A 25,571-nucleotide genomic window follows, 5' to 3' on the forward strand; every position below is an offset into this window, starting at 1 on the left:
TTAGATTGTAATTTAACTTTAATATTGTATACGTAAATATAGGAAACCAACTTTTTAGTGGTTTAGCACTTCAAAGTAATCGTGTCATTATAGTTATTAATTTATACTTTTTTTCATATATCGATGAGGGATATTCGCATCCATAAATATATCACCATATGCTTCATATCCTAATGTTTCATAAAAAGGAATTGCTTGTATTTGTGCACCGAGTTTAAAGTGAGAGAAACCATGTTTTATCGCAAGCTGTTCTAAAAACTGGATAAGCTCCTTGCCAATTCCTTGTCCTCGATAGTCTTTCATAACAGCGACACGTTCAATTTTAGCTATTTCCTCTACACCGCGATAACGTGCAGTTGCAATAGGATCGCCTGCGTCATTATAACCTATGATGTAATGTGCATGGGTTTCATTGTCATCATATTCTTCATCAGGAGAAACGCCTTGTTCTTGAATAAAAACGGCATCACGTATTGCACGTACATCTTCATATTCTTTATCATTTAGCACTTCTTTAAACATATTATCACTCCTTATTTATGAATTGTTTTTATATTATATAAAATATTTTAGCTCTGCAATTGTTTATTTCAAATAAATACTTATAAAACCAAAAGAAGGTGTTAAACTTCTATCTAAAATAGAAGTAACACCTTCTTTGTATATAAATAAATGAAATTACATAGCGTTTTTTCTTACAAGTGCCGTATATTGCCAAAAGATACGCATTTGAACAAGGTTCCAGTTATTTAATCCCATTGTGTAACCAGATGGTTTAAAAATATGAACATCTGTGACTTCCAATGCCGCAGCCACAAGATATTGAATTGGAATACTTAAGTTTGTCATTTCTGGCGTCAATACATCTTCATTGTATACCCATGAGAAAGGGAGAGGGGCGTTGAACACATCAATCGCATCAAAAATTTCTGGCAACGCAACAATATAACATGCACCATCAATAATAGGATTTGTTTCGCTTTCAGTATAATAAAGTAATAGCGCTTCATAGTTTTCTCTATGCGCATGATTGACAAAGAATAGCTGATTGCGGAAATGTGCAAGATCTTTACTATGAACAATCTGGCGTTCTAGCATATTGAACATTTCATTTATTTTATTAATTTTTTCTTGAGTATGGCCTGTCATGTAAGAGCCTCCTTTCATCTTTATTCAATATACATTAGCTTCATATAGATTATTGTCTGTCGTTCCAGGATCAGTATATGGAGACTGTTCTATTTGTTGATCATGATATGCTGGATATTCATTTTGTGTTTCATTTGAAAAATCTACATCTGATGATGTTGCTTCATCATCAGAACTTCGATAAGTTTTATCTAATAAAAAGTCATCAATTTCTGCTAGAGGTGGAACATCACCGTATGCATCAATAACTCGGTACATGAGAATATCATCTTTTTTTATGCTAGACAAACCTAAATCTTTTCTTAACAAGTTGCTGGTTTTAATAAGATCATCTTCATCTGGTTTAATGTAGTAAATGCCATCTAGTAGCTCATTTTCGCCTTGTAGTTGTTGAGACTTCATTGTTGCACTGCCAGATAGATACGTTACAATGAGAGATCTTGTTTCATCATATGATAAGTTATGATGTGCATTTTTTCCTACAATCTCTATAATATCATCGAGCTTGCTTAATGATTGTGTCTCTTGTGCTTTTTTGAATAAAATTTTGAGTACTTCCATTTGACGTTCGCCACGTTTTAAATCAGAGTCTTGTTTACGTGTACGTGTAATTGCCAATGCCTCATCGCCATTAAGCAATTGCTTCCCTTTTTTTAATTTGATACGACCTTGATCTGATGTGTTTGGCTCATTCAGGTCATAAGGGACATCATATTCAATCCCGCCAAGCTCATCTACTGTTTTCACAAATGCGTCCATATCGATACGAATAAAATAGTCGACAGGTACATTGAGTGTTTCTTCAACAGCCTCCATGGAAGCTTTAGGCCCACCATATGCGTGCGCATGTGTAATTTTATCGAAGTAATTGACTTCAGGTATGTAGCTTAATGTATCTCGGGGAATACTAAGTAAACGAATTTTTTTGGTGTCTGGATTTAAAGTTGATAAAATCATGGCATCCGTTCTTGATTGTTCCGCACTTTGGCCATTTTCACGTCGAGAACTACTATCATCTATTCCTAAGAAAAGAATAGAGATCGGATCTGCCGTTGCATCAACAGGTTTTTCTCTTAAATTGGATTGACGTGTGTCTGATTCGGAAAAGGAATTTTTAAAAGCACCTTTTGATGAATGAAACAACATGAAACCAAAAATGGTAGGGACAACAATGAGCATTAATGCTAATACTGTTAATAATAATTTAAGTCCTCTATTCATGGATCATTGCTCCTAAAAAAGTGTTGAATTACAAATCATACTTTATTGTAATGTATTTTACAGGATACTTTCAATCATTTGGAACGAATAAACGTTAGTGTATATAAAAATATTGAAGAAGTTATAGTGATTGTAAAAAGTTATTAACAATCAATTAGTTGTGGTCTCATACTTAAGACCGAATTTAACGAAAAGATGAATTTAACTTTTTAAATGGGGTAGAACATAAAGTAATAAAGATTAAAAATCGGAGGGAATAAATATGAAATTTAAAATTTTGTCGTTACTATTATCTGCAGGAGTTGTTTTAGCCGCTTGTGGCAATGACAATGACGATAATATGAATAAAAATGATGATAAACAAGAAACAACACAAACTTCAACAAAAGAAACAGACAATGATCAAAATAGTAAAGATGATCAAAACGATACGCAGTCATCAAATAATCAAAATAACAATACGGTCCAATTAAAAGATATTAAAACTGAACCAGAAAAAGCGATTAAAACTGCACAAGGCGCTTTTGATGGGGAAATGAAAAAAATTGAGTACAAGCAAGATAATGGAGAATGGATTTATAAAATTGATTTAGTAAATGGAAACAAAGAGTCAGAAGTGAAAGTATCTGACAAAGATAATAAAGTGATTCAAACTGAAGAAGAAACAGAAAACGATAACCAAGATAACAAAGCGATTAACTATAAAGATATGATTTCTTATGAAGAAGCAGTTAAGACGGCTCAAAAAGAATTAAAAGGTGACTTAAAACAATGGAAGTTAAATGAAGATGATGGACAACTTGTTTATGAAGTCAAGATTACGAGTCAAAATGATGAACGTGAATATTTAATTGATGCGAAGTCAGGTAAGTTAATTGGTGAAGATAAGTAATTAAAGAGAAGCGGGGCAGCGATTGTTGCCTCGCTGTTTTTAGGCAAAAAAAGATGGCTGCGATCTAATCGCAACCATCTCTATAAATATATTAGACTGCAACACTTAAACGTGGAACGAATGTTTCGAAGTGAATTCTGTTTTCGTCAACACCTAATTCTTGTAACTCTTGAATCATTGATTGTAAGAATGGTGTACCACCACAGATATAAACTTCAGTATCATCTGCAAGGTAATCTTTAAGTTCTGCAGCTTTTAAGTAACCTTCTGCATCACGTAAGTGTGTGTGTAATTTCGCATCTTTAGCTTCTGCTGTGATTTTATCTAGTTCTGCTTTGAAAGCAACATCTTTTTCTGAAGCAGCAACGTTGATGAATTTAACGTTAGTACCTTGTTGTGCAGCATGACGGTACATAGATACTAATGGTGTAACACCTACGCCTGAACCTAAGAATAATTGAGGTTTTTCAACATTGTGTACTTGGAATCCACCAACTGGTGCAGATAAGTTAATCATGTCACCTTCTTTGAACTCATCATGTAAGATTGTAGAAACTTCACCTTCATGATTTTCACTTACTTCACGACGAACGCCGAAAGTAATGAAGTCTTTACCACCGTCAACGATTGAATAATGACGTTTTGCACGGTAAGGTAATTTTTCGCTTTCAACATCAACTGTAATGTATTGACCAGGTACAAACTGGCTTAAATCTTGATCTTTTGATACAACAGTGAAAGCTTTGATGTTGTGTGTGACTTCTTCAATTTTGTCAATTTTGAATGGTTTGAAACCTTCCCAAGCCATTCCAGCATAGATTTCTTTTTCAATAGAAATAAATGCATCTGCGATAACACCGTAAGCTTTTGCCCAAGTTTTGATGATAGGGTGGTTTTCGTCCACACCAACAACATCTTGGATCGCTGCTAATAAGTTTTCGCCAACGATTGGATAGTGTTCTTCACGTACATCTAATGCACAGTGTTTGTATCCAACTTCTTTAACAATTGGAACAATCGGTGTGAAGTCATCAATGTTTACTGCAGCAGCAAGCACTGATTGAGCTAAGGCTGTTGATTGAAAACCTTTTTTCTGGTTTGTTTGGTTAAACATATTGCGTAGTTCAGGGTGTTGATTGAACATTCTATTGTAGAATCGTGATGTGATTTCTGTTCCTTTTTCTTTTAATACGGGAACTGTTTCTAAAATAATCCCTTTTTCTTCTTGTGTTAACACTAGAATCACTCCTTAAAGGTATTTACTATATATTATTCACTTGTTTATGCTCAGCGTAAACAAAAACGCATTGCATTTGCAAGCGAGATAATAAGCGTTTACAAAATTTTAAAACTTATAAGTCTATAGTAGGATTCCATCTTATCTGAAAAAATGTATAATAGACAATGTCAGTACATACAGAATGGAGGACCACACAGAATATGAATAAATTACTTCAATCATTATCAGCAATTGGTGTTTCAGCAACACTCGTTACACCAAATCTTAGTGTGGAAGCAACATCCAACACAGTACCATCTATAAAGGGAACAGAAGATACTATTATTGAAGTGGGTAAGACATATAACCCATTGGCTGGTGTTACTGCGTACGACAAAGAAGATGGTGACTTAACCGATAAAATAAAGGTAAATGGTCATTTTGATACGTCTAAAAAAGGGACATATCAACTTGAATACCAAGTCACAGATTCTGATGGTGCCATTGAAACATCGTCACGTGTGATCAAAGTTGTCGATGCACCACAATAAGTTAGGTTAAAGGCTGATAATCGCTAGTCTGAAAAGGCTTACATTATTCAGTCTTTCTTTAACTATAACATTAAGCTGCCTGACTAGTAACTATTTTACAAATCCCATCGTGTACAAGATATAAGTAAATTCCCTACATCTATCTATTAAATACCCTCTTTTTATTGATAAACATTTTCAATTAGCACCTTTTAGAAAGCGTTTCCAATCCTTATCCCACTTTGAATTGACTACATTTTATGTTCTAAATCACATTTTTAGGTGTTTCACAAAATGTACACATATTTTTCGAAAAACTCTCATCCCACGCTACGCCTAGACTGACAAGGTCTTTAGTATTTTTTATTTGCTAAAATAACAAAAAGCCTCTTGTAAATATTGCATATTATTTTAAAATTGGATGTAAGCCCTACAATAGTACAATTAGGAGGTTAAAAAAGTGTCAAAATTAAAGTCTTTGCTTCTAACGTTTGGAACACTGTTACTATTAACAGGCTGTTCTAATATGGAAGTCTTAAACCCAAAAGGGCCACAAGCAAGTGAATTGAGATTCTTGATTATCTACTCAATTATCTTCATGGTTGGCATTGTTGCGGTTGTATGTATCCTTTTTGCTGTTTTCACATGGAAGTATCGTTATGAGAAAACAACAGAATCAGGAAAAGTACACCACAACGCATTACTTGAAACAGTATGGTTTATCATTCCTGTATTCATTTTAGTTGCATTAATGATTCCTACTGTTAAATCACTTTACGATTTTGAGGAGCCACCAAAATCTGAAGACGACCCAATCGTTGTCTACGCAGTGAGCGGTGGTTACAAATGGTTCTTCGCATATCCTGAGGAAAAAATTGAAACAGTGAACCATTTAACAATTCCTACTAATCGTCCAATTACGTTCAAGCTTCAAGCGATGGACACAATGACAAGTTTCTGGATTCCACAACTTCACGGTCAAAAATATGCGATGACTGGAATGACAATGGAATGGACGATGCAAGCAGATGAGGAAGGTACTTACCGTGGACGTAACTCTAACTTCAATGGTGAAGGTTTCTCACGCCATACTTTCCAAGTTAACGCAGTAAGTCAAGAAAAATACGATGAATGGGTGAAAAAAGCGCAATCAGAGAAAGTCATCGATCAAGATACTTTCGACAAACAACTTTTACCTATCACGGAAAATGAACAGTTAACATTCAGCGGTACGCATATGGCATTCGTAGACCCGGCTGCAGATCCGGAATACATTTTCCATGCATACAAACGCTTCAACTTTGTTCAGAAGGACTTAAACTTCACACATGATCAAACAACAGGTGTTTTAAGCGAACCGAACAAACCAGCACGTAAAGTGACGGTTACGAATGAAAACTACCCACGCCATGGTATGAAACCTGCCATCCTTAAGAACGATGAAAAGTATGACAATGAGTTCAAGAAGGATGAAGAACATACAATTGATGAAATGGAATCAATTCAAAAAGGTGCCAAAGATGCAGAGGCACACAAAAATCATAAAAGTGGAGGTGGACATTAATGATGAACTTTCCATGGGATGAGCTTCTCGTACGTGGTAACTGGATGATTACCATGGCTCAAATTAGTGCACCATTCTTAGTAATTGGTGTCATTGCCGCAATTACGTACTTTAAGCTTTGGGGATATTTATACAAGGAATGGTTCATGTCAGTCGACCACAAGAAGATTGGTTTAATGTACCTAATCTGTGCCGTGTTAATGTTTGTTCGTGGTGGTATTGATGCGATCCTACTACGTATCCAATTAACAATTCCGGACAACCCATTCTTAGACTCAAATCACTATAACGAAATCTTTTCAACGCACGGTGTAATCATGATCATCTTCATGGCGATGCCACTTGTAATTGGTTTAATGAACATCATTGTTCCATTACAAATCGGTGCACGTGACGTTGCATTCCCAGTACTTAACAATATTAGTTTCTGGTTATTTGTAGCAGGTATGTTATTATTCAACCTTTCATTTATTGTTGGTGGATCTCCTGCTGCAGGTTGGACAAACTATGCGCCATTAGCTGGTGAGTTTAGTCCAGGACCTGGTGTGAACTATTACCTAGTCGCAATCCAAATTTCAGGTATTGGTACACTTATTACAGGTATCAACTTCTTTGTAACAATTATGAGATTAAAATCTCCAAGTATGAAATTTATGCAAATGCCAATGTTTGTTGTGACAACATTTATCACAATGTTAATCATCTTATTAGCATTCCCACCACTTACAGTAGCACTTGCATTAATGACTACTGATAGAATTTTCGATACAGCGTTCTTTACAGTAGCTAATGGTGGTATGCCAATGCTTTGGGCAAACTTCTTCTGGGTATGGGGGCACCCTGAGGTATACATTCTTGTTCTTCCAGCATTCGGTATCTACTCAGAAATTATTCCAACATTCGCACGTAAACGTCTATTCGGTCACCAAAGCATGGTATGGGCGACAGGCGGTATCGCGTTCTTAAGTTTCTTAGTTTGGGTTCACCATTTCTTCACAATGGGTAATGGTGCATTAGTTAACTCATTCTTCTCTATTAGTACAGCGTTAATCTCTGTACCAACAGGTGTGAAAATGTTTAACTGGTTATTCACACTTCACAAAGGTCGTATTACATTTGAATCACCAATGTTATTCTCACTTGCGTTCATTCCGAACTTCGTAATCGGTGGGGTAACAGGGGTTATGTTATCAATGGCGTCTGCGGACTTCCAATACCATAACTCATATTTCTTAGTAGCACACTTCCACTACACAATCGTAGCGGGTGTAGTATTCGCTTGTTTCGCTGCCATGATTTTCTGGTATCCGAAAGCAATGGGATACAAGTTATTTGAAAAACCTAACAAATGGTTCTTCTGGTTATTCATGATTGGTTTCAACGTGACATTCTTACCACAATTCATCTTAGGTCTTGATGGTATGCCACGTCGTCTATACACTTATGGTCCAGAAGAAGGTTGGTTCTTATTGAACCTTATCTCAACAATTGGTGCAGCTATGATGTCAGTAGCATTCCTTATCTTCGTAGGAAACATTGTTTACAGTCATCTTAAAGCACCACGTGAAGCAACTGGCGACAACTGGGGCGGCTTAGGTCGTGGCTTAGAATGGTCAACGGCATCTGCAATCCCACCAAAATACAACTTTGCAATTACACCAGAATGGGATGACATCGATACATTCGTTGAAATGAAACAACATGGTAAACACTATTTAGATAACCATAATTACACTGACATTCACATGCCGAATAATACACATATCGGTTTCTGGATGGGTGTGTTCTTCACAATCGGTGGTTTCTTCTTAATCTTTGAAACATTACTTCCAGCGATCCTTTCATTAGTAGGTATCTGTGGATTAATGATTTGGAGAAGTTTCCAAGAAGATCATGGTTACCATATCCCTGCTAGCGAAGTTGCTGAAACTGAAGCACGTTTAAGAAAAGCACGTCAGGAAGAAAGGGAGGCTATGAGTCATGAGTAATAACAATGTCACTACAATTGATTCACGTACGCATGAAGGAAATTTAAACAAGCTAGGCTTCTGGATCTTCCTTACAGCTGAATTCGCACTTTTTGGTACGCTTTTCGCAACGTTGTTAATCTTGCAACATGGTGGTAGCTATGGCGGTATGATGACAACTGAATTGTTTGAACTTCCGCTTGTATTAATTATGACATTCTTACTTTTAGCAAGTTCTTATACTTGTGGTATCGCAATCTACTACATGCGCCAAGAAAAGAAAAAGTTACTTTTAATTTGGATGGCAATCACTGTATTATTAGGTGTTGGCTTCGTTGGATTCGAGATTTTCGAATTCGCGCACTATGCACATGAAGGTGCTACGCCACAAATTGGATCTTATTGGTCAAGTTTCTTTATCTTACTTGGTACACACGGTCTTCACGTATCTTTAGGTATCGTGTGGATTACAGGATTACTAATCCAAGTTGTAAAACGTGGATTGAATAAGTACAATGCGCCGAAGTTATTTATTTCAAGTTTATACTGGCACTTCTTAGATGTTATCTGGATTTTCATCTTCACTGCCGTGTATATGATAGGGATGGTGTATAGCGGATGAGTACTTTAGTAAAACATACAATAGGCTTCATCGCCTCAATTATCTTAACGTTACTAGCAGTTTTTGTAACTCTTTATACGTCATTAGCATTAAATGCTAAAATCACAATTATTTTTGGTTTTGCATTTATTCAAGCATTCTTACAACTCCTTATGTTCATGCACTTAACTGAAGGTAAAGATGGTCGTTTACAACTTGCAAAAGTTATTTTCGCCATTATTATTACACTTGTTACAGTTATCGGTTCATACTGGGTAATGCAAGGTGCTCACGGTCACCATTTATAAATGGTTATCGTGTTATAGTAAAAGGCACATACGCAACGCGTATGTGCCTTTTTTAGGTCCTTCACCTTTTGTGGTGGGATGGCATGAAATGCTATCCCGCCTTTTTTATGTTTTATCATTTTAGATACAAAATAAGCGCTCATGCCTCTATCATTTTAAGTGCCTAAACAAAAAATTAAGAGGAGACATCATGCGCCTATATGTCATGATATATTAAAACGACTAAAAATAAAAGAAAAAATATTAAAGTTTTAAGGTAGAAGAAGCTGTACACGATTTCTACAGTCATTAATGGGGGATACAGCCTCATACATATGAAATGTGTATCACGTTTGGTTGTGTGAATCTATTTTATTAAAAAGTATATATATCCTTTACTTAAATATTGGGATATAAAAAAGACAAAGCATGTAACGAAATATCGCTACACGCTTTGTCTTTTTTATTTATTGAAATTTAAAATGTATATTTATATTATTCTAAGCCGCGACGCATTTTTTCAGCGATGAGTGTGTTGTTAAGTACCATTGTGATTGTCATTGGACCTACGCCACCTGGAACTGGTGTAATAGCGCCTGCGATTTCTTTTACTGCGTCATAGTCAACATCGCCTTTTAATTTACCATTTTCATCAGGTGTATTACCGACATCAATGACAACAGCGCCTTCTTTAACGTCATCTTTTGTTACCATACCTGGACGACCTACTGCACTTACAATGATATCTGCATTGATTAGGTGATCGTGGATGTTTTGGCTACGTGAATGTAACACAGTTACTGTTGCATTTTGTTGTGTAAGAAGTTTTGCAACAGGTTGTCCAACAATGTGGCTACGTCCAATCACAACAGCATTTTTACCCTCTAGATTAATGTCAGCATGTTTTAACAGTTCCATAACGCCAAGTGGTGTACATGGAATTAATTTTGCTTCGTCTAGATATAAACGACCAATGTTGATTGGGTGGAAGCCATCAACGTCTTTATCTGGATCAATGGCATCTAATACTTTTTGTTCATCTACTTGTTTTGGAAGAGGTACTTGAACAAGAATTCCGCTCACAGATTCATCATTGTTCAAACGTTCTAATTCTTTTAAAACATCTTCTTCAGATGTTTCTTCGGCTAAATGAATGACTTCTGAAATCATCCCGATTTTTTCTGCGGCTTTCTTTTTAGATCGAACATAGCTTTGGCTTGCACCATCATTACCAACTAGGATAACAGAAAGTTTAGGCGTGAAACCTTTTTCTTTAAGTGCTTCAACTTCATCCTGTAATCCTTGACGATAATCTTTTGCAATTTGTTTCCCATCTAATATTTTTGCGCTCATAACAAAAATCCTCCTTTGAATTATTCGAACTTTATTATTAATTATAACCAAAAATATGCGTTATAAACGAACGAAATACGAAGATTATTTCGTTTTTAATACATAAAGTTCGATTTTTGCATTGAAATATACATTTAGTATTGTTATGCTATACCTGTAATATACAACTAAAGTGATTCAAATTTCAAATTTTTGAAAGGGTGTTCATAATGAAAGTTGCTGTCATAATGGGAAGTTCTTCTGACTGGGACATTATGCAAGAAGCATGTGACATGTTAGCAACATTTGAAATTCCGTACGATAAGAAGGTAGTCTCTGCACATCGTACGCCACATATGATGGTTGAATTTGCAACACATGCACGTGAAAATGGCTATTCTGTCATCATCGCGGGTGCTGGTGGCGCTGCACATCTTCCAGGAATGGTTGCATCTATGACGACATTACCAGTTATAGGTGTACCTATTGAATCTAAAAGTTTGAAAGGACTTGACTCGTTACTATCAATTGTTCAAATGCCAGGCGGAATACCAGTCGCAACAACAGCAATTGGCAAAGCAGGAGCCAAAAATGCAGGTATTTTAGCAGCGCGTATGCTTGGTATGACTGATGGTCAGGTACAACAAAAACTTGAGGCTTATGAAACGTCATTAGTTGAGAAAGTTGAGGCGATGCAAGATGACCTTCAATAAGTTAAAAATAGGTCAAACAATCGGTATTATTGGCGGTGGACAGCTCGGTAAAATGATGGCACAGTCTGCACAAAGAATGGGATATCGTGTCGTAGTACTAGATCCAGATGAAACATGTCCTTGCCAATACGTTGCGCATGAATTTATACATGCTGCTTATGATGATATGGCTGCATTAGAACAACTTGGCCGTACATCAGATGTCATCACATATGAATTTGAGAATATCGATGCACATCAACTTAAGCATTTGACAAAATCATTTAATGTGCCTCAAGGAGATCAAGCGATTACTTTATTACAAGATCGATTAACGGAGAAAGAAACACTTCTAAAAGCAGGCGTGAAAATTGTTCCATTTAAACATGTATCTCATGTGAATCAATTAGATGAGGTAGTCGAAACAATCGGATATCCGTTTATCTTAAAAACGCGTTTTGGTGGTTATGATGGAAAAGGACAAATTCTCATACATTCAGAAAACGATTTAGAGTATGCACGCGAGCTAGTAAAAGATCAAGAATGTGTGGCAGAACAATTTTTAACTTTAAATCGAGAAGTGTCGATTACAGCAACGGTGGGGCAAGTACAGCAAATTGTATACTTCCCGCTTCAAGAGAATGAACATCGGGACCAAATACTCTTTAAAACGATTGTGCCTTCACGTATAGATGAGACAGCAAAAGCGCGTGAAGAAGTAGAAAAAATCGTGAAAGCCATTCATTTTGTAGGTACATTTACTGTTGAATTTTTTATTGATGACACAGGAGAATTATTCGTTAATGAAATTGCACCGCGTCCACATAATTCCGGACATTATTCAATAGAAGCATGTGATTATTCACAATTTGATACACATATATTAGCGGTAGCAGGTCACGAATTACCAAAGCAAATTACATTGTTGAAACCTGCAGTGATGATGAATTTACTTGGTAAAGACCTCGACTTATTGGAACAGCAATTTGATACACACCCAGAATGGCATCTCCATATTTATGGAAAAGAAACGAGAAAACCTGCACGTAAAATGGGACATATGACGATACTCACAGATGATACAACCCAAACAGAGCAAGACATGTTGGCACTATTTGAAGGGAGAGAAGGCTAAGGTGGGTCTTTTATATGAAGGCAAGGCAAAACGTGTATACGACACAGAGGAACAAAATATTGTAAGAATTGAGTACAAAGATGAAGTGACGGCTGGTAATGGTGCAAAAAAAGATAAAATGGCTGGCAAAGGTCGATTGAACAATCAAATTACTGCACATATTTTTGAACATTTGAGTGATCAAGGTATTGAAAGTCACTTTGTACGCCAGCTATCAGAAACAGAACAACTCGTAAAAACAGTTGATATTATCCCCTTAGAAGTTGTTGTTCGTAACATTGCGGCAGGTTCTATCACAAAAAGACTTGGTTTTGAGAAAGGACATCAGTTTGATCAACCGCTTGTCGAATTCTTCTATAAAAATGATGATTTAAATGATCCACTGATTACGGATGATCATGTTCAACTTTTACACATTGCAACAGCAGATGAAATCCAACAACTGAAAGATCAAGCGTTACAAGTAAATAAAGCATTGGTTCAACTCATGGATCAAATGGGCTTATCCCTCGTAGATTTTAAAATCGAGTTTGGCAAAGATGCAGAAGGAACGATTTTTCTAGCAGATGAGATCTCACCAGACACTTGCCGCATCTGGGATAAAGAAACACAAGAAAACTTCGATAAAGATGTTTATCGCGAAGACACAGGATCAATTATTGACACGTATCAAGCATTCTTAACAAAACTGGAGGCATTATAAATTATGAAAACAATTGAATTACACATCACATTACAACCACAAGTTTTAGATACACAAGGACAAGCGCTTACTCGTGCTGTACACGACTTAGGGTATGAACAAGTAAACGATATCCGTGTAGGTAAAGTACTTTATCTTACAGTGGATGAAGCATCTGATGAAGCAGTGCACAATGTTGTAACAACACTTAGTGAGAAGTTATTTGCGAATACAGTGATTGAAGAATACAGCTATCATGTTTTGGATGAAAAGGAGAATGCATAATATGAAATTTGCCGTCCTCAGATTCCCAGGATCAAACTGCGATAGAGATATGTATAATGCAGCGATCAAAGCGGGAGTAGATGCAGAATATGTTGATTATCGAGAAAAGTCATTAGATGGATTTGATGGTGTTTTGATTCCGGGTGGTTTTTCATTCGGTGACTATTTAAGATCAGGTGCTGTTGCAGCTGTTGCAGCTGTTGCACCAGTTATTGAAGAAGTGAAACGTTTGGCAGATGAAGGAAAACCTGTGCTTGGTGTTTGTAATGGATTTCAAATTTTAACAGAAATTGGTTTATTGCCAGGTGCATTATTACACAACGATTCTCATTTATTCGTAAGCCGTAATGAACCACTTACAATTGTAAATAATCAAACACCATTTACAACACTTTACGAAGAAGATGAGACTGTCATTTATCCAGTTGCACATGGTGAAGGCCATTACTATTGTACAGAGGATATTTATAAAGAATTGGTCGATAATAATCAAATTATTTTGAAATATCAGGACAATCCAAATGGGTCACATGATGATATTGCAGGAATTATAAATAAACAAGGTAATGTATGTGGTATGATGCCACACCCAGAACGTGCACTAGAACAAATTTTAGGAACAGACAATGGTGTGAAATTATTTGAATCTATGGTGAAAAGCTGGAGGGAACAAAATGCCTAAATTTTTAGAACCAACTGCAGACGACATTAAATCAGAAAAAATTTATCGTGATATGGGATTAAGTGATGCGGAGTTTGAAAAAGTAGAAGAAATTTTAGGGAGAGAACCGAATTATACAGAAACAGGTATTTTTTCTGTAATGTGGAGTGAACATTGTTCTTACAAGCATTCAAAACCATTTTTAAAGCAATTTCCAACAACAGGTGAACATGTCTTAATGGGACCTGGTGAAGGTGCTGGGGTTGTTGATATTGGCGACAATCAAGCAGTCGTATTTAAAGTTGAGTCACACAACCATCCTTCAGCGATTGAACCGTACCAAGGTGCAGCGACAGGTGTAGGAGGTATTATCCGTGACATCGTATCGATTGGTGCACGTCCGATTAATTTATTGAATAGTTTGCGTTTTGGTGAACTGACTGAGAAAACGAATCGCCGTTTATTACGTGGAGTTGTGGCTGGTATTGGTGGTTATGGGAACTGTATCGGTATTCCTACAACTGCCGGTGAAATTGAATTTGATGACCGCTATGATGGAAATCCACTTGTTAACGCGATGTGTGTCGGTGTCATTGATCATGACATGATTCAAAAAGGACTTGCGCAAGGCGCTGGTAACTCAGTGATTTATGTTGGTTTAAAAACAGGGCGTGACGGTATTCACGGTGCGACATTTGCATCAGAAGAGCTGACTGAAGAAAGTGAAAGTAAGCGACCTTCAGTACAAATTGGGGATCCATTTGTTGGTAAAAAATTGATGGAAGCAACACTTGAGGCCATCACATATCCAGAACTTGTTGGTATTCAAGATATGGGGGCAGCTGGTTTAACGTCATCATCATCTGAAATGGCAGCAAAAGGTGGTAGTGGCATTCATTTACAATTAGAAAAAGTACCAGTTCGAGAAACAGGTATCTCACCTTATGAAATGATGCTTTCTGAAACACAAGAGCGTATGTTATTAGTTGTTAAGAAAGGCACAGAACAAAAGTTTTTAGATTTATTTGATAAGCATGAATTGGATAGTGCGGTTATTGGAGAAGTAACAGATACAGATCGCTTTGTATTAACTTATGAAGGTGAAGTGTTTGCAGATATTCCTGTAAAACCGTTAGACCATGAGGCACCTGTTTACGTGCTTGAAGGAGAGCCGTTAAAGCATGATAAGCCTGCTAATGATTACAGTGATATTAATGTTGAGGATGTCTTTGATCGCTTATTAACACATCCAACAATTGCTTCAAAACAATATTTATATCGTCAATATGATCAACAAGTCGGTGCCAATACGATTGTAAAACCGGGTCTACAAGCTTCCGTTGTTCGTGTAGAGGGTACTAATAAAGCTGTTGCTTCTACGATTGATGGGGAGGCACGTTATGTATTCAACAATCCATATGAAGGCGGCAAAATGGTTGTTGCTGAAGCTTATCGCAACTTGATTGCAGTTGGGGCGAAACCTTTAGCGATGACGGACTGCTTGAACTATGGTTCACCTGAAAAGAAACATATCTATCAACAACTGATTGATTCAACACGTGGTATGGCAGAAGCGTGTGATGTGCTTGAGACACCAGTTGTTTCAGGTAACGTGTCACTTTATAACGAAACACGTACATCATCTATCTTCCCAACACCTGTTGTCGGAATGGTCGGTTTAGTTGAAGATATTGATTACCTTCGTGATTTTACACCATCAGCTGGTGACAAGTTATATGTGGTAGGCGAAACAACAGATAGTTTTGGTGGGAGTCAAATTGAAAAATTATTATACGGTGATGTAAACCATGAAACTGAAACGGTCGACTTAACAGAAGAAGCGACAAAAGGTGAGGCAATTCGTGAAGCGATACGAGCGGGTGTCCTTTCACATGTACAAACAGTCGGAAAAGGCGGTTTACTCATCACATTGGCACGTATGAGTGCATTTTATAAGTTAGGGCTTGAAGCAAATGTGGACTTAAGTAATGCACAACTCTTTAGCGAAACACAAGGTCGTTATATTGTAGCTGTAAAAGCAGGACAATCTTTGAATATTGACAATGCAGTTGAAATCGGGACTTTCACAAATACTGATGACTTTAAAGTAACAGCACAAAATATTACTATTCAACGTCGTACATCTGAATTGAAAGAAGCATGGGAAGGGGCTATTGAAGCATGTATGACATCCGTGGATTAAATGAAGAATGTGGTGTATTCGGCATATGGAATCATCCTTACGCGGCACACTTAACATACTTAGCACTACACAGTTTACAACACCGTGGTCAAGAGGGTGCGGGTATTGTTTGCTCTAACGGTGAACAATTATTCGGCGCACGTGGTATGGGACTACTGACAGAAGCGATTTCAGATGAACAACTGAAGTCTTTGGAAGGATATCAGAGTGCAATTGGTCATGTCCGTTATGCTACAACTGGTGCCAGTGAAATCTCGAATGTGCAACCCTTTTTATTCAAACATTCAAAAGGTGATTTAGGGCTTGCCCATAATGGTAATTTAACCAATGCGCATCAAATACGCCGTGCGATTGAATCAGAAGGTGGTATTTTCCAAACAACAAGTGATTCAGAAGTCCTCGCGCATTTATTGATCAAGGGGAAGTCTCAACAGATTAAAACGAATCAAAAAGCTGCTTTAAATCAAGTAAAAGGTGCTTTTAGTTGTGTCATATTAAACGAAAAACAATTAACGGCGACACGTGATAACTGTGGTGTCCGTCCGTTAATGTTAGGAAAGGTAGATGGCGCATACTGTGTTGCCAGTGAAACATGTGCTTTCACAGCGATTGGTGCAGAGTATATCCGTGACATTGAACCGGGAGAGTTGATCACATTCTCTGGGGATAACTATGTCGACTATGATACGTATACACCCGATATTCATCAACATATGTGTTCGATGGAGTACATCTATTTTGCGCGACCTGATTCTGAATTCCAAAAGCACTCTATCTACCAAGTGCGTAAAGCATTAGGACGTCAATTAGCAAAAGAAATGGGCATTGAAGCAGATATTGTGATTGGTGTTCCTGACTCATCTTTACAAGCTGCAAAAGGATTTTCAGAAGAGACAGGTATTCCAAATGAGCAGGGACTATTAAAAAATAGATATATTGGTAGAACATTCATCACACCTGATCAAAGCGTGCGTGAGAGACAAGTACGTATGAAACATTCACCGATTCGTGATGTTGTAGAAGGCAAAAGTGTAGTTGTCATTGATGATTCTATTGTACGTGGAACGACAAGTAAATACATTGTTAAAGCATTAAAATCTGCAGGTGCACGTGAAGTACATATGGGTATTTCATCACCACCTTTAAAGAATCCTTGTTATTACGGGATTGATGTATCCACGCATGCAGAATTAATGGCTGCACAGCATTCTGTCGAAACCATTCGAGAAATGATTGGTGCAGATTCATTAACTTATTTATCAGTCGATGGCATGCATGAAGTCTTTAAACAATATGGATCTAAAGGTGAATGCAATGCATGTTTTACAGGGAACTATCCAATTGAAATTGTCGATAATTTATTACCAGAAGATAAAGAATTGAAAAGAAGAGGAGTGTAGTCAATGGCTGAGTCATACAAAAAAGCCGGTGTTGATATTGAAGCGGGTTATGAAGCAGTAAAACAAATGTCAAGTCACGTAGAGCGCACGATGCGTAAAGAAGTATTAGGTGGACTAGGAGGATTCGGTGCAACGTTCGATCTTTCACAATTGAATATGAAGGCACCTGTACTCGTATCAGGAACTGACGGTGTCGGCACAAAATTAAAACTAGCCATTGATCACGATAAACATGACACAATTGGGATTGACGCTGTAGCTATGTGTGTCAACGATATATTAACAACGGGTGCAGAACCACTTTATTTTCTAGACTATATTGCAACAAATAAAGTGGTACCAGAAGTCATTGCACAAATCGTCAAAGGCATTAGTGATGGTTGTGTTGAAACAAATACGGCATTAATTGGTGGAGAAACAGCGGAGATGGGTGAAATGTACCATGAGGGCGAATATGATGTTGCTGGATTTGCTGTTGGTGCTGTTGAAAAAGAAGACTATATTGATGGTTCAAGTGTGAAAACAGGTGACGTTGTGATCGGTTTGGCGTCACATGGCATTCATTCAAATGGATTCAGCTTAGTACGTCGATTAATCGAACAGTCAGGTATTGATGTCCATGAAAAATTTGATGGTGATCGCTCATATCTTGAAACATTCCTTACGCCAACTGCGCTATATGTAAAACCAGTATTAGCCGTTAAAGAACAAGTGCGTATTAAAGCGATGACACATATTACTGGTGGTGGTTTTTATGAAAATATTCCACGAGCCTTACCAGAAGGAAAAACAGCAGTAATTAATACGTCAGCATTCCCAACGCCTAAAATTTTTGATTGGTTACAACAAACGGGAGAAATTGAGTTGGATGAAATGTATCACATCTTCAATATGGGGATTGGTTACACGCTTGTAGTGGATGCAGAAGATGAAGAACGTGTACATGAGATATTAAAATCAATGGATGTCGCAGCTTATTCTATCGGTACAATAACTGAAGAAGCAGAGACAATCCGCTTAGTGGAGGCGTAATAGTGGTTAAAATAGCAATTTTTGCATCAGGGTCTGGTACAAACTTTGATAATATTATGCATCGTGTGAAGCAAGGTGCGTTACCACATATTGAAGTAACAGCATTATACACAGATCAACCGACTGCCGCTTGTGTTCAACTGGGACAACAGCATGATATTCCTGTGCATGCATTTTCGCCACGCACTTATTCTGACAAACAAGCTTATGAAGCGGCAGTGTTAAAACAGTTACAAGAAGAACAAGTGGAATGGATTGTACTTGCAGGATATATGCGTTTAATTGGCCAGACATTGTTAAGTGCCTATGAAGGAAAAATCTTGAATATCCATCCATCATTGTTACCAAAGTATAAAGGAATTGATGCAGTAGGTCAGGCGCTAAACAATGGTGAAAAAGAAACAGGTTCAACAGTGCATTATGTGGATGCAGGAATGGATACGGGACAAATTATTGCACAACGATCATGCCCAATTTATGAGGATGATACGAAAGCAACATTAGAAGGACGCATTAAAGAATTGGAATACGAATTGTATCCAGAAGTCATACAACAGATTATTCAATAAGGAGCTTGAAGACGGATGAAAAAAGCGATATTAAGCGTTTCTGATAAAACAGGTATTACTGAATTTGCGAAAAAACTTGTAGCAGAAGGTTTTGAGTTGTATTCAACAGGTGGTACATACCGTGCGATTGAAGAGGCAGGTGTGCCAGTAGCATCAGTATCAGAACTCACACAATTTGATGAAATTATGGATGGACGTGTAAAAACATTACATCCAGCTGTACACGGTGGTATTTTGGCAGATCGTGATAAGCCTGAGCACCTTGAACAATTAGCAGCCCAAAATATCGACTTGATCGATATGGTCGTTGTAAATTTATATCCATTTCAAGAGACGGTTAAGAATCCTGATGTAACAGAAATGGATGCGATTGAAAATATTGATATTGGTGGTCCGACAATGTTACGTGCAGCTGCCAAGAACTTTAAGCACGTGACAACAATTGTTGATCCTGCAGACTACGATCATGTTATTTCAAAGTTACAACAAGGAACGTTAGATGAAGCGTATCGCAAATCATTGATGATCAAAGTATTTAAACATACGTTTGAATATGATCAAGCAATTACGAATTTCTTTAGTAAGAATGAAGAAGTATTACGCTATGGTGAAAACCCACAACAATCTGCTACGTTTATCCGTACATCTCATGCAGCTAATACGTTAGCTGGTACAACACAACATCATGGGAAACAGTTAAGTTATAACAATATTAAAGACGCAGATGCCGCATTGACATTGGTAAAACAGTTTGAAGGTCCTGCAGCTGTTGCGGTGAAACATATGAATCCATGTGGTGTGGGTATTGGAGAAACAATTCATGAAGCCTATTTAAACGCCTATGAAGCGGATAGTCAATCTATTTTTGGTGGGATTGTGGCACTGAACCGTCCAGTAACTAAGGAATTAGCTGAGTCATTACACAGTATTTTCTTAGAAGTGATTATTGCACCACAATTTGATGAAACGGCTTTAGCGGTATTACAACAAAAGAAAAATATCCGATTATTAGAAGTCGACATGACAAATGATTCTGATGAGCAAGAGTTTGTATCTGTTTCGGGTGGTTACCTCGTGCAAGATAAAGATACTTTTGATGTGCCTCAATCAGAGATGAAAGTTGTGACAGAAGTTGCACCAACGGATGAACAATGGGAAGCGCTTCTGTTAGGATGGAAAGTTGTTAAAGCAGTGAAAAGTAATGCCATCGTCTTAGCAAATAACAAGCAAACAGTGGGTATTGGTGCAGGTCAAATGAATCGTGTAGGCTCAGCTGAAATTGCAATTGAACGTGCGATTGAAATGAACGATCAAGTGATTCTTGCTTCAGATGGATTTTTCCCAATGGATGATACAGTTGAAACAGCTGCTAAGGCAGGTATTAAAGCTATTATCCAACCAGGTGGTTCTATTAAAGACCAAGATTCAATTGATATGGCAAATAAACACGGCATCGCAATGGTGACAACAGGTATGCGTCATTTCAAACATTAAGGGGGACCATTACTTATGAATATTCTAGTTATTGGTGGCGGTGGACGTGAACATGTCCTTGCCAAGAAATTAAGTAAATCACCACTTGTTGAACAGGTATTTGCTATTCCAGGGAATGATGCGATGACACATGTGGCAGAAGTACATTCAGAAATTGCTGAGACAGAACATGAAAAAATTGTTACTTTTGCGCAAGAACATAAAATACAATGGACAGTCATTGGACCAGAACAGCCATTAACAGAAGGTCTTGCGGATCGTTTACGTAAAGCAGGTGTTAAAGTGTTTGGCCCAAATAAAGCGGCTGCTCAAATTGAAGGCTCGAAGTCATTTGCAAAACAACTGATGGCAAAATATGATATTCCAACTGCCGAATATCAAGAAATCGATACAAAAACAGACGCATTGCGCTATATTGAGCAATGTGAGCTGCCTATCGTATTAAAGAAAGACGGTCTTGCAGCAGGGAAAGGGGTCATTATTGCTGAAACCCGTGAAGCAGCTAGAGATGCTGTTGAAACGTTATATCCTGATGAGAATAGTAAAGTTGTATTTGAACAGTTTTTACAAGGTGAAGAATTTTCTTTAATGACTTTTGTAAATGGAGATTATGCGGTGCCATTTGATACAATTGCGCAAGATCACAAGCGTGCCTATGATCATGATGAAGGGCCAAACACAGGAGGTATGGGTGCGTATTGTCCTGTTCCACATATTGGACAAGATGTATTAGATGTCACGAATGAGCGCATTGCGCAACCCATTGCACGTGCGCTACAAGAAGAAGGGTACCACTTCTTTGGTCTCCTTTATATCGGTGCGATTTTAACAGAAGAAGGACCGAAAGTGATTGAATTCAATGCACGATTTGGTGATCCAGAAGCCCAAGTATTGCTGACACGTATGGAAAGTGATCTAATGGCACATATCATACAGCTAGAGGCAAGAGAACCCATTAATATGTCTTGGAAAGAAGATTCAGTCGTCGGCGTGATGTTAGCCTCGAAAGGATATCCAAATGCTTATGAAAAAGGGCATGTGGTCACTGGTTTTGAATCAGATATTGATCATTATTTTGTGAGTGGATTAAAACATGACGGTACATCTTATGTCAATGCAGGCGGACGTGTGATCTTAGCCATTGGTGAAGGCGATACAATTGCAGATGCACAACGTGAGGCATATCGACGTGTGGAACAAGTTAAGAGTGATGCATTATTCTATCGTAAAGATATTGCAAACAAAGCATTATAATACAAAAAAGATGATTTGGAAGTGGTAAGTTTCCAAATCATCTTTTTATGTTCGATAGCATACGATAAACGGGAAAGGTATGCTTACTTGTTTATCACGCCTTTTCACATCCTCGAGATCGTGAAAACGCAAATGATAGATTATGATTGACTAACGTGCATCTAAAATACCTGTAATCGGTAGATAACTTGCACTGGTAAATGCTAATGTAATGATGCCTAGCATGATAACGATTAGTAAAAGGTCACGATAGCTGAATGGGACATGATAGTAGTAGGTACGCTTCCCATCATGAAATCCTTTTTTTTCCATTGCCACAGCAAGACGGTGTGCTTTTCGTATATTTTGACTAAGTAGAGGAATCAAGAGATGTTTAAATCTTTTAAAACCACTATAGTTTTTGTTGCTAATCATTTGATAGCGCATTTTGAGTGAATTGCGTAATTGGAATACAGATTCAATCATTAACGGAATCATACGAAATGCAGCCATAAAGGCATAAGCAACTTTCGGTGGTACTTTGAGATGTTGCATAAGACTGTAGAAAATCATAATGACTTGCGATGTGAACGCAATGGATAATCCGAAGTAACTGATGACGATGGTTCTTAGAGCAAGATGTAAACCTCTGACTAAGCTTTCAACACTAATTTTGACAAAGCCAAATTCTAATAACACGTGGGTCCCATTACCATAAAAAATCATAAATAATGATGAAGTCAGTGCAAAGAACGTAGCCATCATTACAAATGAAGCGACGACTTTCCATTTTGTGCCTGCAACACAAAGTAAAAAGACAAGCATGAAAAGTGCCAAATATAACATGACATCAAAGTTATGAACAAAAATAATGAAGAAGAACAAAGCAACAGCTAGGAAGAGCTTTGTCACAATATTGACGTTATCCATAAAAGTATGACGCGTTTTCCACGATTCAATCATGTGATGGCACCTCCAATTCATGCAACATGCCATCTGACACTTCAAAATGTCGTGATGGGTAGCGTTCAATAATATGTGGGTCATGTGTAATCATGATAATCGTTTGACCTTTTGCAACGCGCTCTTGGAATAGTGTAATTAATTTAAACGTATTATGACTATCCAATCCAAATGTAGGTTCATCGAGTAAGATGACATCTGCATTGGTACTTAATGCAGTTGCGACACTCAGGCGTCTTTTTTGTCCCATTGAAAGCTCGAAAGGATGTTGTTTCGAAACATGCGCGAGATCAAGTAGTGCTAGCATTGCCTTCGTTTGCTCCTCAGCATGTTGCGGATCCATGTATTCATAGTTCACAAAGATTTCATCGTAAACACTGTTTTGAATAAATTGGAGTTCTGGATTTTGATAAACCAAATATATATGACTGGCAGCATCACGTACTTTTTTTAATGTCTGTTGATTCCATTGCATTTTCCCTTGATAAGGAATCAATTGCATCATTGATTCGAATAACGTTGTTTTGCCCGTTCCATTTTTGCCAGTGATTGTTAACCATTCACCTGGATGAACTTCAAGCTCAGGAACATGATAGAGCATTTTTTTACTACGTTGGATAGCACCATCTTTGTATTTAAAATGGAAACTTTGTGATGATGTATCTTTAGTATGTGTTGGAGGAGGCGCGGAGTCCCATGCATGAGGATGCCATACACCATATTCCGTTAATACGTCCTCAAAATTTGCTAATATCATGTCTGGCGTACCTTGTTGAATGATGCGACCGTGATGATCCATGAGAATAACACGATCAACGTAATCCCAAACATGCGCCACTTTATGTTCTACGATTAATACCGTTTGATCGGCCCATAAGTCTTTGAGTAAGTCCCACAGATTTTGAGTTGCTTCGATATCTAACATCGCAGTTGGTTCATCCAAGAACAAAGTGTCTGCTTCCATTAATAACGTACCAGCAATGGCTAGTTTTTGTTTCATGCCACCACTTAATTGATTAATAGATTGTTTGGGATTGACATCAAGCTGTACCTTTTTAAGTGCATCATGAATACGTTCATCCATCTCTTCTTGAGGCACTTGTTGATTTTCTAGTATGAACGCGAGTTCTTCGTTCACTTGTGGCATACAGAATTGAGAGTCTGGATCTTGGAAGATGACACCTGCATGGTAAGCTACCTCCAATTCATCATACTTCATTGGTAAATCAATGAGATCAGGTACAATGCCACTTAATACATTGAGTAGCGTACTTTTACCAGAGCCAGATGGCCCAAGTAAGAGTACTTTTTCTTTATCTTTGATTTCGATATCGAGACCATCAAATATTTTAGTGGTTGCACTTGGATATTTTAGGCGTAGATTTTTTGCTTTAAGCAATGTATGTTCTCTCCTTATAAGGAATCATAGTCGTCTTTAGATGCTGGTCTGAATAACTTAGTGACACCTGTCTGATCAAGTGCTTTGACTAGATAATATGGAAAGGCACCTGCAAGTACGACACCACTAATGATACGGAAGACAATATAGAGGATAAGATTCCATTGTGCAACCTCACCTAAATAACCATAATACCAGTCAATTGGTAAACTAATGAGTGCAGCTGATAAACCTGCTAAAAGTGCAATCATAAATGAGCGTGAACGATAGCGAACGATTGCAAAAACAAGCTCACAAGCGAGACCTTGTAAAAGCGCATAGACAATCGTTGGAATATCAAAACGACCCATCATAATTGTCTCACCAGCACCAGCTGCAAACTCAGCAAGTAATGCAATCCCCATTTTAGGAATGATAAGATATGCTACAACGGCTGCTGCGAACCACATACCGTATAAAAGTTGGTCAATTTGTAAACCTAATGGCTGAATCGTTTTAGTAACTACCCACCAAATGTTGTAAACCACACCGAAAATGACAGAGACTAGAACTGTCACGAGTATGTCTGATAATGTTAAGCCTTTTTTCATTGTAAAGGACCTCCTAAAAAATAAAAACGCACACCCCTAGAGTAGGGATATGCGTCGATCTATGAACGAGGCTATAACTATTATTATGTAAGCAACTCAAATAAATGTGCGTCTCATTGCCGCAAATATTAAATATAAACGTCGTACACTTTCCTCCGCTAGTATCACCTAGGTCAGGTACAAAGGGTTTGAGGATATTCCTCATCTCAGTTCTCACACCCCTAGTGCGTGCGTATTCAATTGATATAAACAATGTACATGTCTCACAACAAAAAGTCAAGAGAATGAATGCCTCTTGACTTGATATAAGAATATTAATCTAACGTGCTTTGGATATCGTCTTTTGTTTTATCGATACCATCTTTTGCCTCATTAGCTTTATCTTTTAATTGTTCTTCTTTTTCTTTAGCTTGTTCAGCTGCTTTTTTTAAATCTTTTTCTGACATGATAAAACACTCCTTTAATTTTATT

At 37.4% G+C, this 25,571-nt stretch carries 26 protein-coding genes and 1 riboswitch; of the genes, 17 read left to right on the forward strand and 9 right to left on the reverse strand.

Annotated elements, in window-relative coordinates; genetic code table 11:
* Positions 1–96: 96 nt before the first annotated feature.
* From MUA88_RS03340 to MUA88_RS03350, 3 genes are all read right to left on the reverse strand, one after another.
* Positions 97–522: a GNAT family N-acetyltransferase gene (locus MUA88_RS03340; protein WP_262604719.1), complete on the reverse strand. Its 426-nt coding sequence runs from the start codon at positions 520–522 to the stop codon at positions 97–99.
* Between the two features lie 156 nt (positions 523–678).
* Positions 679–1,149: a DUF2538 family protein gene (locus MUA88_RS03345; RefSeq protein ID WP_262605763.1), complete on the reverse strand. Its 471-nt coding sequence runs from the start codon at positions 1,147–1,149 to the stop codon at positions 679–681.
* 24 nt (positions 1,150–1,173) lie between these two features.
* On the reverse strand, positions 1,174–2,370 hold the full coding sequence (locus tag MUA88_RS03350) for an LCP family protein (RefSeq protein WP_262604721.1): 1,197 nt from the start codon (positions 2,368–2,370) through the stop codon (positions 1,174–1,176).
* A 262-nt stretch (positions 2,371–2,632) separates the two neighbouring features.
* Here MUA88_RS03350 and MUA88_RS03355 point away from each other — a divergent pair, with 262 nt between their 5' ends.
* On the forward strand, positions 2,633–3,262 hold the full coding sequence (locus tag MUA88_RS03355) for a PepSY domain-containing protein (protein WP_262604722.1): 630 nt from the start codon (positions 2,633–2,635) through the stop codon (positions 3,260–3,262).
* A 91-nt stretch (positions 3,263–3,353) separates the two neighbouring features.
* Here the strand turns inward: MUA88_RS03355 and MUA88_RS03360 are convergent, their stop codons facing one another.
* Positions 3,354–4,499 (reverse strand): globin domain-containing protein, encoded by a 1,146-nt coding sequence (locus MUA88_RS03360; RefSeq protein WP_262604723.1) that lies wholly within the window; start codon positions 4,497–4,499, stop codon positions 3,354–3,356.
* A gap of 203 nt (positions 4,500–4,702) precedes the next feature.
* On the opposite strand from MUA88_RS03360, the gene MUA88_RS03365 reads away from it, so the two are divergent.
* The 5 genes from MUA88_RS03365 to qoxD all read left to right on the forward strand — a co-directional run bounded on the left by MUA88_RS03365 (position 4,703) and on the right by qoxD (position 9,451).
* Positions 4,703–5,032, forward strand: a complete 330-nt coding sequence (locus MUA88_RS03365; protein ID WP_262604724.1) for an immunoglobulin-like domain-containing protein — start codon at positions 4,703–4,705, stop codon at positions 5,030–5,032.
* A gap of 439 nt (positions 5,033–5,471) precedes the next feature.
* Complete coding sequence (gene qoxA, locus MUA88_RS03370; RefSeq protein WP_262605764.1) at positions 5,472–6,575, forward strand: cytochrome aa3 quinol oxidase subunit II; 1,104 nt, start codon at positions 5,472–5,474, stop codon at positions 6,573–6,575.
* A 2-nt stretch (positions 6,576–6,577) separates the two neighbouring features.
* A complete protein-coding gene (gene qoxB / locus MUA88_RS03375) occupies positions 6,578–8,563 on the forward strand; it encodes a cytochrome aa3 quinol oxidase subunit I (protein ID WP_262605765.1) in 1,986 nt (661 codons plus the stop codon).
* Entirely contained in the window at positions 8,556–9,164 is a 609-nt protein-coding gene (qoxC, locus tag MUA88_RS03380) for a cytochrome aa3 quinol oxidase subunit III (protein ID WP_262604726.1), read from the forward strand. Before qoxB ends, qoxC begins: the two co-directional genes overlap by 8 nt.
* Positions 9,161–9,451: a cytochrome aa3 quinol oxidase subunit IV gene (qoxD, locus tag MUA88_RS03385; RefSeq protein ID WP_262560448.1), complete on the forward strand. Its 291-nt coding sequence runs from the start codon at positions 9,161–9,163 to the stop codon at positions 9,449–9,451. Before qoxC ends, qoxD begins: the two co-directional genes overlap by 4 nt.
* 474 nt (positions 9,452–9,925) lie before the next feature.
* Here the strand turns inward: qoxD and folD are convergent, their stop codons facing one another.
* Positions 9,926–10,783, reverse strand: a complete 858-nt coding sequence (gene folD, locus MUA88_RS03390) for a bifunctional methylenetetrahydrofolate dehydrogenase/methenyltetrahydrofolate cyclohydrolase FolD (protein WP_262604727.1) — start codon at positions 10,781–10,783, stop codon at positions 9,926–9,928.
* A 209-nt stretch (positions 10,784–10,992) separates the two neighbouring features.
* Here folD and purE point away from each other — a divergent pair, with 209 nt between their 5' ends.
* From purE to purD, 11 genes are read left to right on the forward strand one after another with little or no spacing between them, the layout of a single operon-like run.
* Positions 10,993–11,475: a 5-(carboxyamino)imidazole ribonucleotide mutase gene (gene purE, locus MUA88_RS03395; protein WP_262605766.1), complete on the forward strand. Its 483-nt coding sequence runs from the start codon at positions 10,993–10,995 to the stop codon at positions 11,473–11,475.
* Positions 11,462–12,589 carry a 5-(carboxyamino)imidazole ribonucleotide synthase gene (gene purK / locus MUA88_RS03400; RefSeq protein WP_262604729.1) on the forward strand — a complete coding sequence of 376 codons (1,128 nt, stop codon included), beginning with the start codon at positions 11,462–11,464 and terminating at the stop codon, positions 12,587–12,589. The genes purE and purK overlap by 14 nt, the downstream gene beginning before the upstream one ends.
* A gap of 1 nt (position 12,590) precedes the next feature.
* On the forward strand, positions 12,591–13,292 hold the full coding sequence (purC, locus tag MUA88_RS03405; RefSeq protein ID WP_262604730.1) for a phosphoribosylaminoimidazolesuccinocarboxamide synthase: 702 nt from the start codon (positions 12,591–12,593) through the stop codon (positions 13,290–13,292).
* Between the two features lie 3 nt (positions 13,293–13,295).
* Positions 13,296–13,556 carry a phosphoribosylformylglycinamidine synthase subunit PurS gene (gene purS / locus MUA88_RS03410; RefSeq protein ID WP_262560453.1) on the forward strand — a complete coding sequence of 87 codons (261 nt, stop codon included), beginning with the start codon at positions 13,296–13,298 and terminating at the stop codon, positions 13,554–13,556.
* A gap of 1 nt (position 13,557) precedes the next feature.
* A complete protein-coding gene (gene purQ, locus MUA88_RS03415; protein WP_262605767.1) occupies positions 13,558–14,238 on the forward strand; it encodes a phosphoribosylformylglycinamidine synthase I in 681 nt (226 codons plus the stop codon).
* Complete coding sequence (gene purL / locus MUA88_RS03420) at positions 14,231–16,420, forward strand: phosphoribosylformylglycinamidine synthase subunit PurL (RefSeq protein ID WP_262605768.1); 2,190 nt, start codon at positions 14,231–14,233, stop codon at positions 16,418–16,420. The genes purQ and purL overlap by 8 nt, the downstream gene beginning before the upstream one ends.
* Positions 16,399–17,820, forward strand: coding sequence for an amidophosphoribosyltransferase (gene purF / locus MUA88_RS03425; protein WP_262604733.1), 1,422 nt, complete (start codon positions 16,399–16,401; stop codon positions 17,818–17,820). The genes purL and purF overlap by 22 nt, the downstream gene beginning before the upstream one ends.
* 3 nt (positions 17,821–17,823) lie before the next feature.
* On the forward strand, positions 17,824–18,852 hold the full coding sequence (gene purM / locus MUA88_RS03430) for a phosphoribosylformylglycinamidine cyclo-ligase (RefSeq protein ID WP_262604734.1): 1,029 nt from the start codon (positions 17,824–17,826) through the stop codon (positions 18,850–18,852).
* A 2-nt stretch (positions 18,853–18,854) separates the two neighbouring features.
* Positions 18,855–19,421 (forward strand): phosphoribosylglycinamide formyltransferase, encoded by a 567-nt coding sequence (purN, locus tag MUA88_RS03435; protein WP_262604735.1) that lies wholly within the window; start codon positions 18,855–18,857, stop codon positions 19,419–19,421.
* A 15-nt stretch (positions 19,422–19,436) separates the two neighbouring features.
* Positions 19,437–20,915, forward strand: a complete 1,479-nt coding sequence (gene purH, locus MUA88_RS03440; protein WP_262605769.1) for a bifunctional phosphoribosylaminoimidazolecarboxamide formyltransferase/IMP cyclohydrolase — start codon at positions 19,437–19,439, stop codon at positions 20,913–20,915.
* A 15-nt stretch (positions 20,916–20,930) separates the two neighbouring features.
* On the forward strand, positions 20,931–22,169 hold the full coding sequence (gene purD / locus MUA88_RS03445) for a phosphoribosylamine--glycine ligase (protein WP_262605770.1): 1,239 nt from the start codon (positions 20,931–20,933) through the stop codon (positions 22,167–22,169).
* Positions 22,170–22,319: 150 nt separating this feature from the next.
* Here purD and MUA88_RS03450 read toward each other — a convergent pair whose 3' ends face one another.
* The 4 genes from MUA88_RS03450 to graF form a co-directional block, all read right to left on the reverse strand.
* The gene (locus MUA88_RS03450; protein ID WP_262604738.1) at positions 22,320–23,111 is read right to left on the reverse strand and encodes an energy-coupling factor transporter transmembrane component T family protein; all 792 of its coding nucleotides are present in this window, start codon (positions 23,109–23,111) and stop codon (positions 22,320–22,322) included.
* Complete coding sequence (locus MUA88_RS03455) at positions 23,104–24,510, reverse strand: ABC transporter ATP-binding protein (protein WP_262604739.1); 1,407 nt, start codon at positions 24,508–24,510, stop codon at positions 23,104–23,106. Before MUA88_RS03455 ends, MUA88_RS03450 begins: the two co-directional genes overlap by 8 nt.
* Positions 24,511–24,524: 14 nt before the next feature.
* Positions 24,525–25,100: an ECF transporter S component gene (locus MUA88_RS03460; RefSeq protein WP_262604740.1), complete on the reverse strand. Its 576-nt coding sequence runs from the start codon at positions 25,098–25,100 to the stop codon at positions 24,525–24,527.
* 133 nt (positions 25,101–25,233) lie between these two features.
* Positions 25,234–25,333, reverse strand: a riboswitch (TPP riboswitch).
* An 81-nt stretch (positions 25,334–25,414) separates the two neighbouring features.
* Positions 25,415–25,546 carry a glycopeptide resistance-associated protein GraF gene (graF, locus tag MUA88_RS03465; RefSeq protein WP_262604741.1) on the reverse strand — a complete coding sequence of 44 codons (132 nt, stop codon included), beginning with the start codon at positions 25,544–25,546 and terminating at the stop codon, positions 25,415–25,417.
* Positions 25,547–25,571: the final 25 nt, after the last annotated feature.

The organism is Staphylococcus sp. IVB6240 (genome assembly GCF_025558425.1).
Classification (GTDB): Bacteria; Bacillota; Bacilli; order Staphylococcales; family Staphylococcaceae; genus Staphylococcus.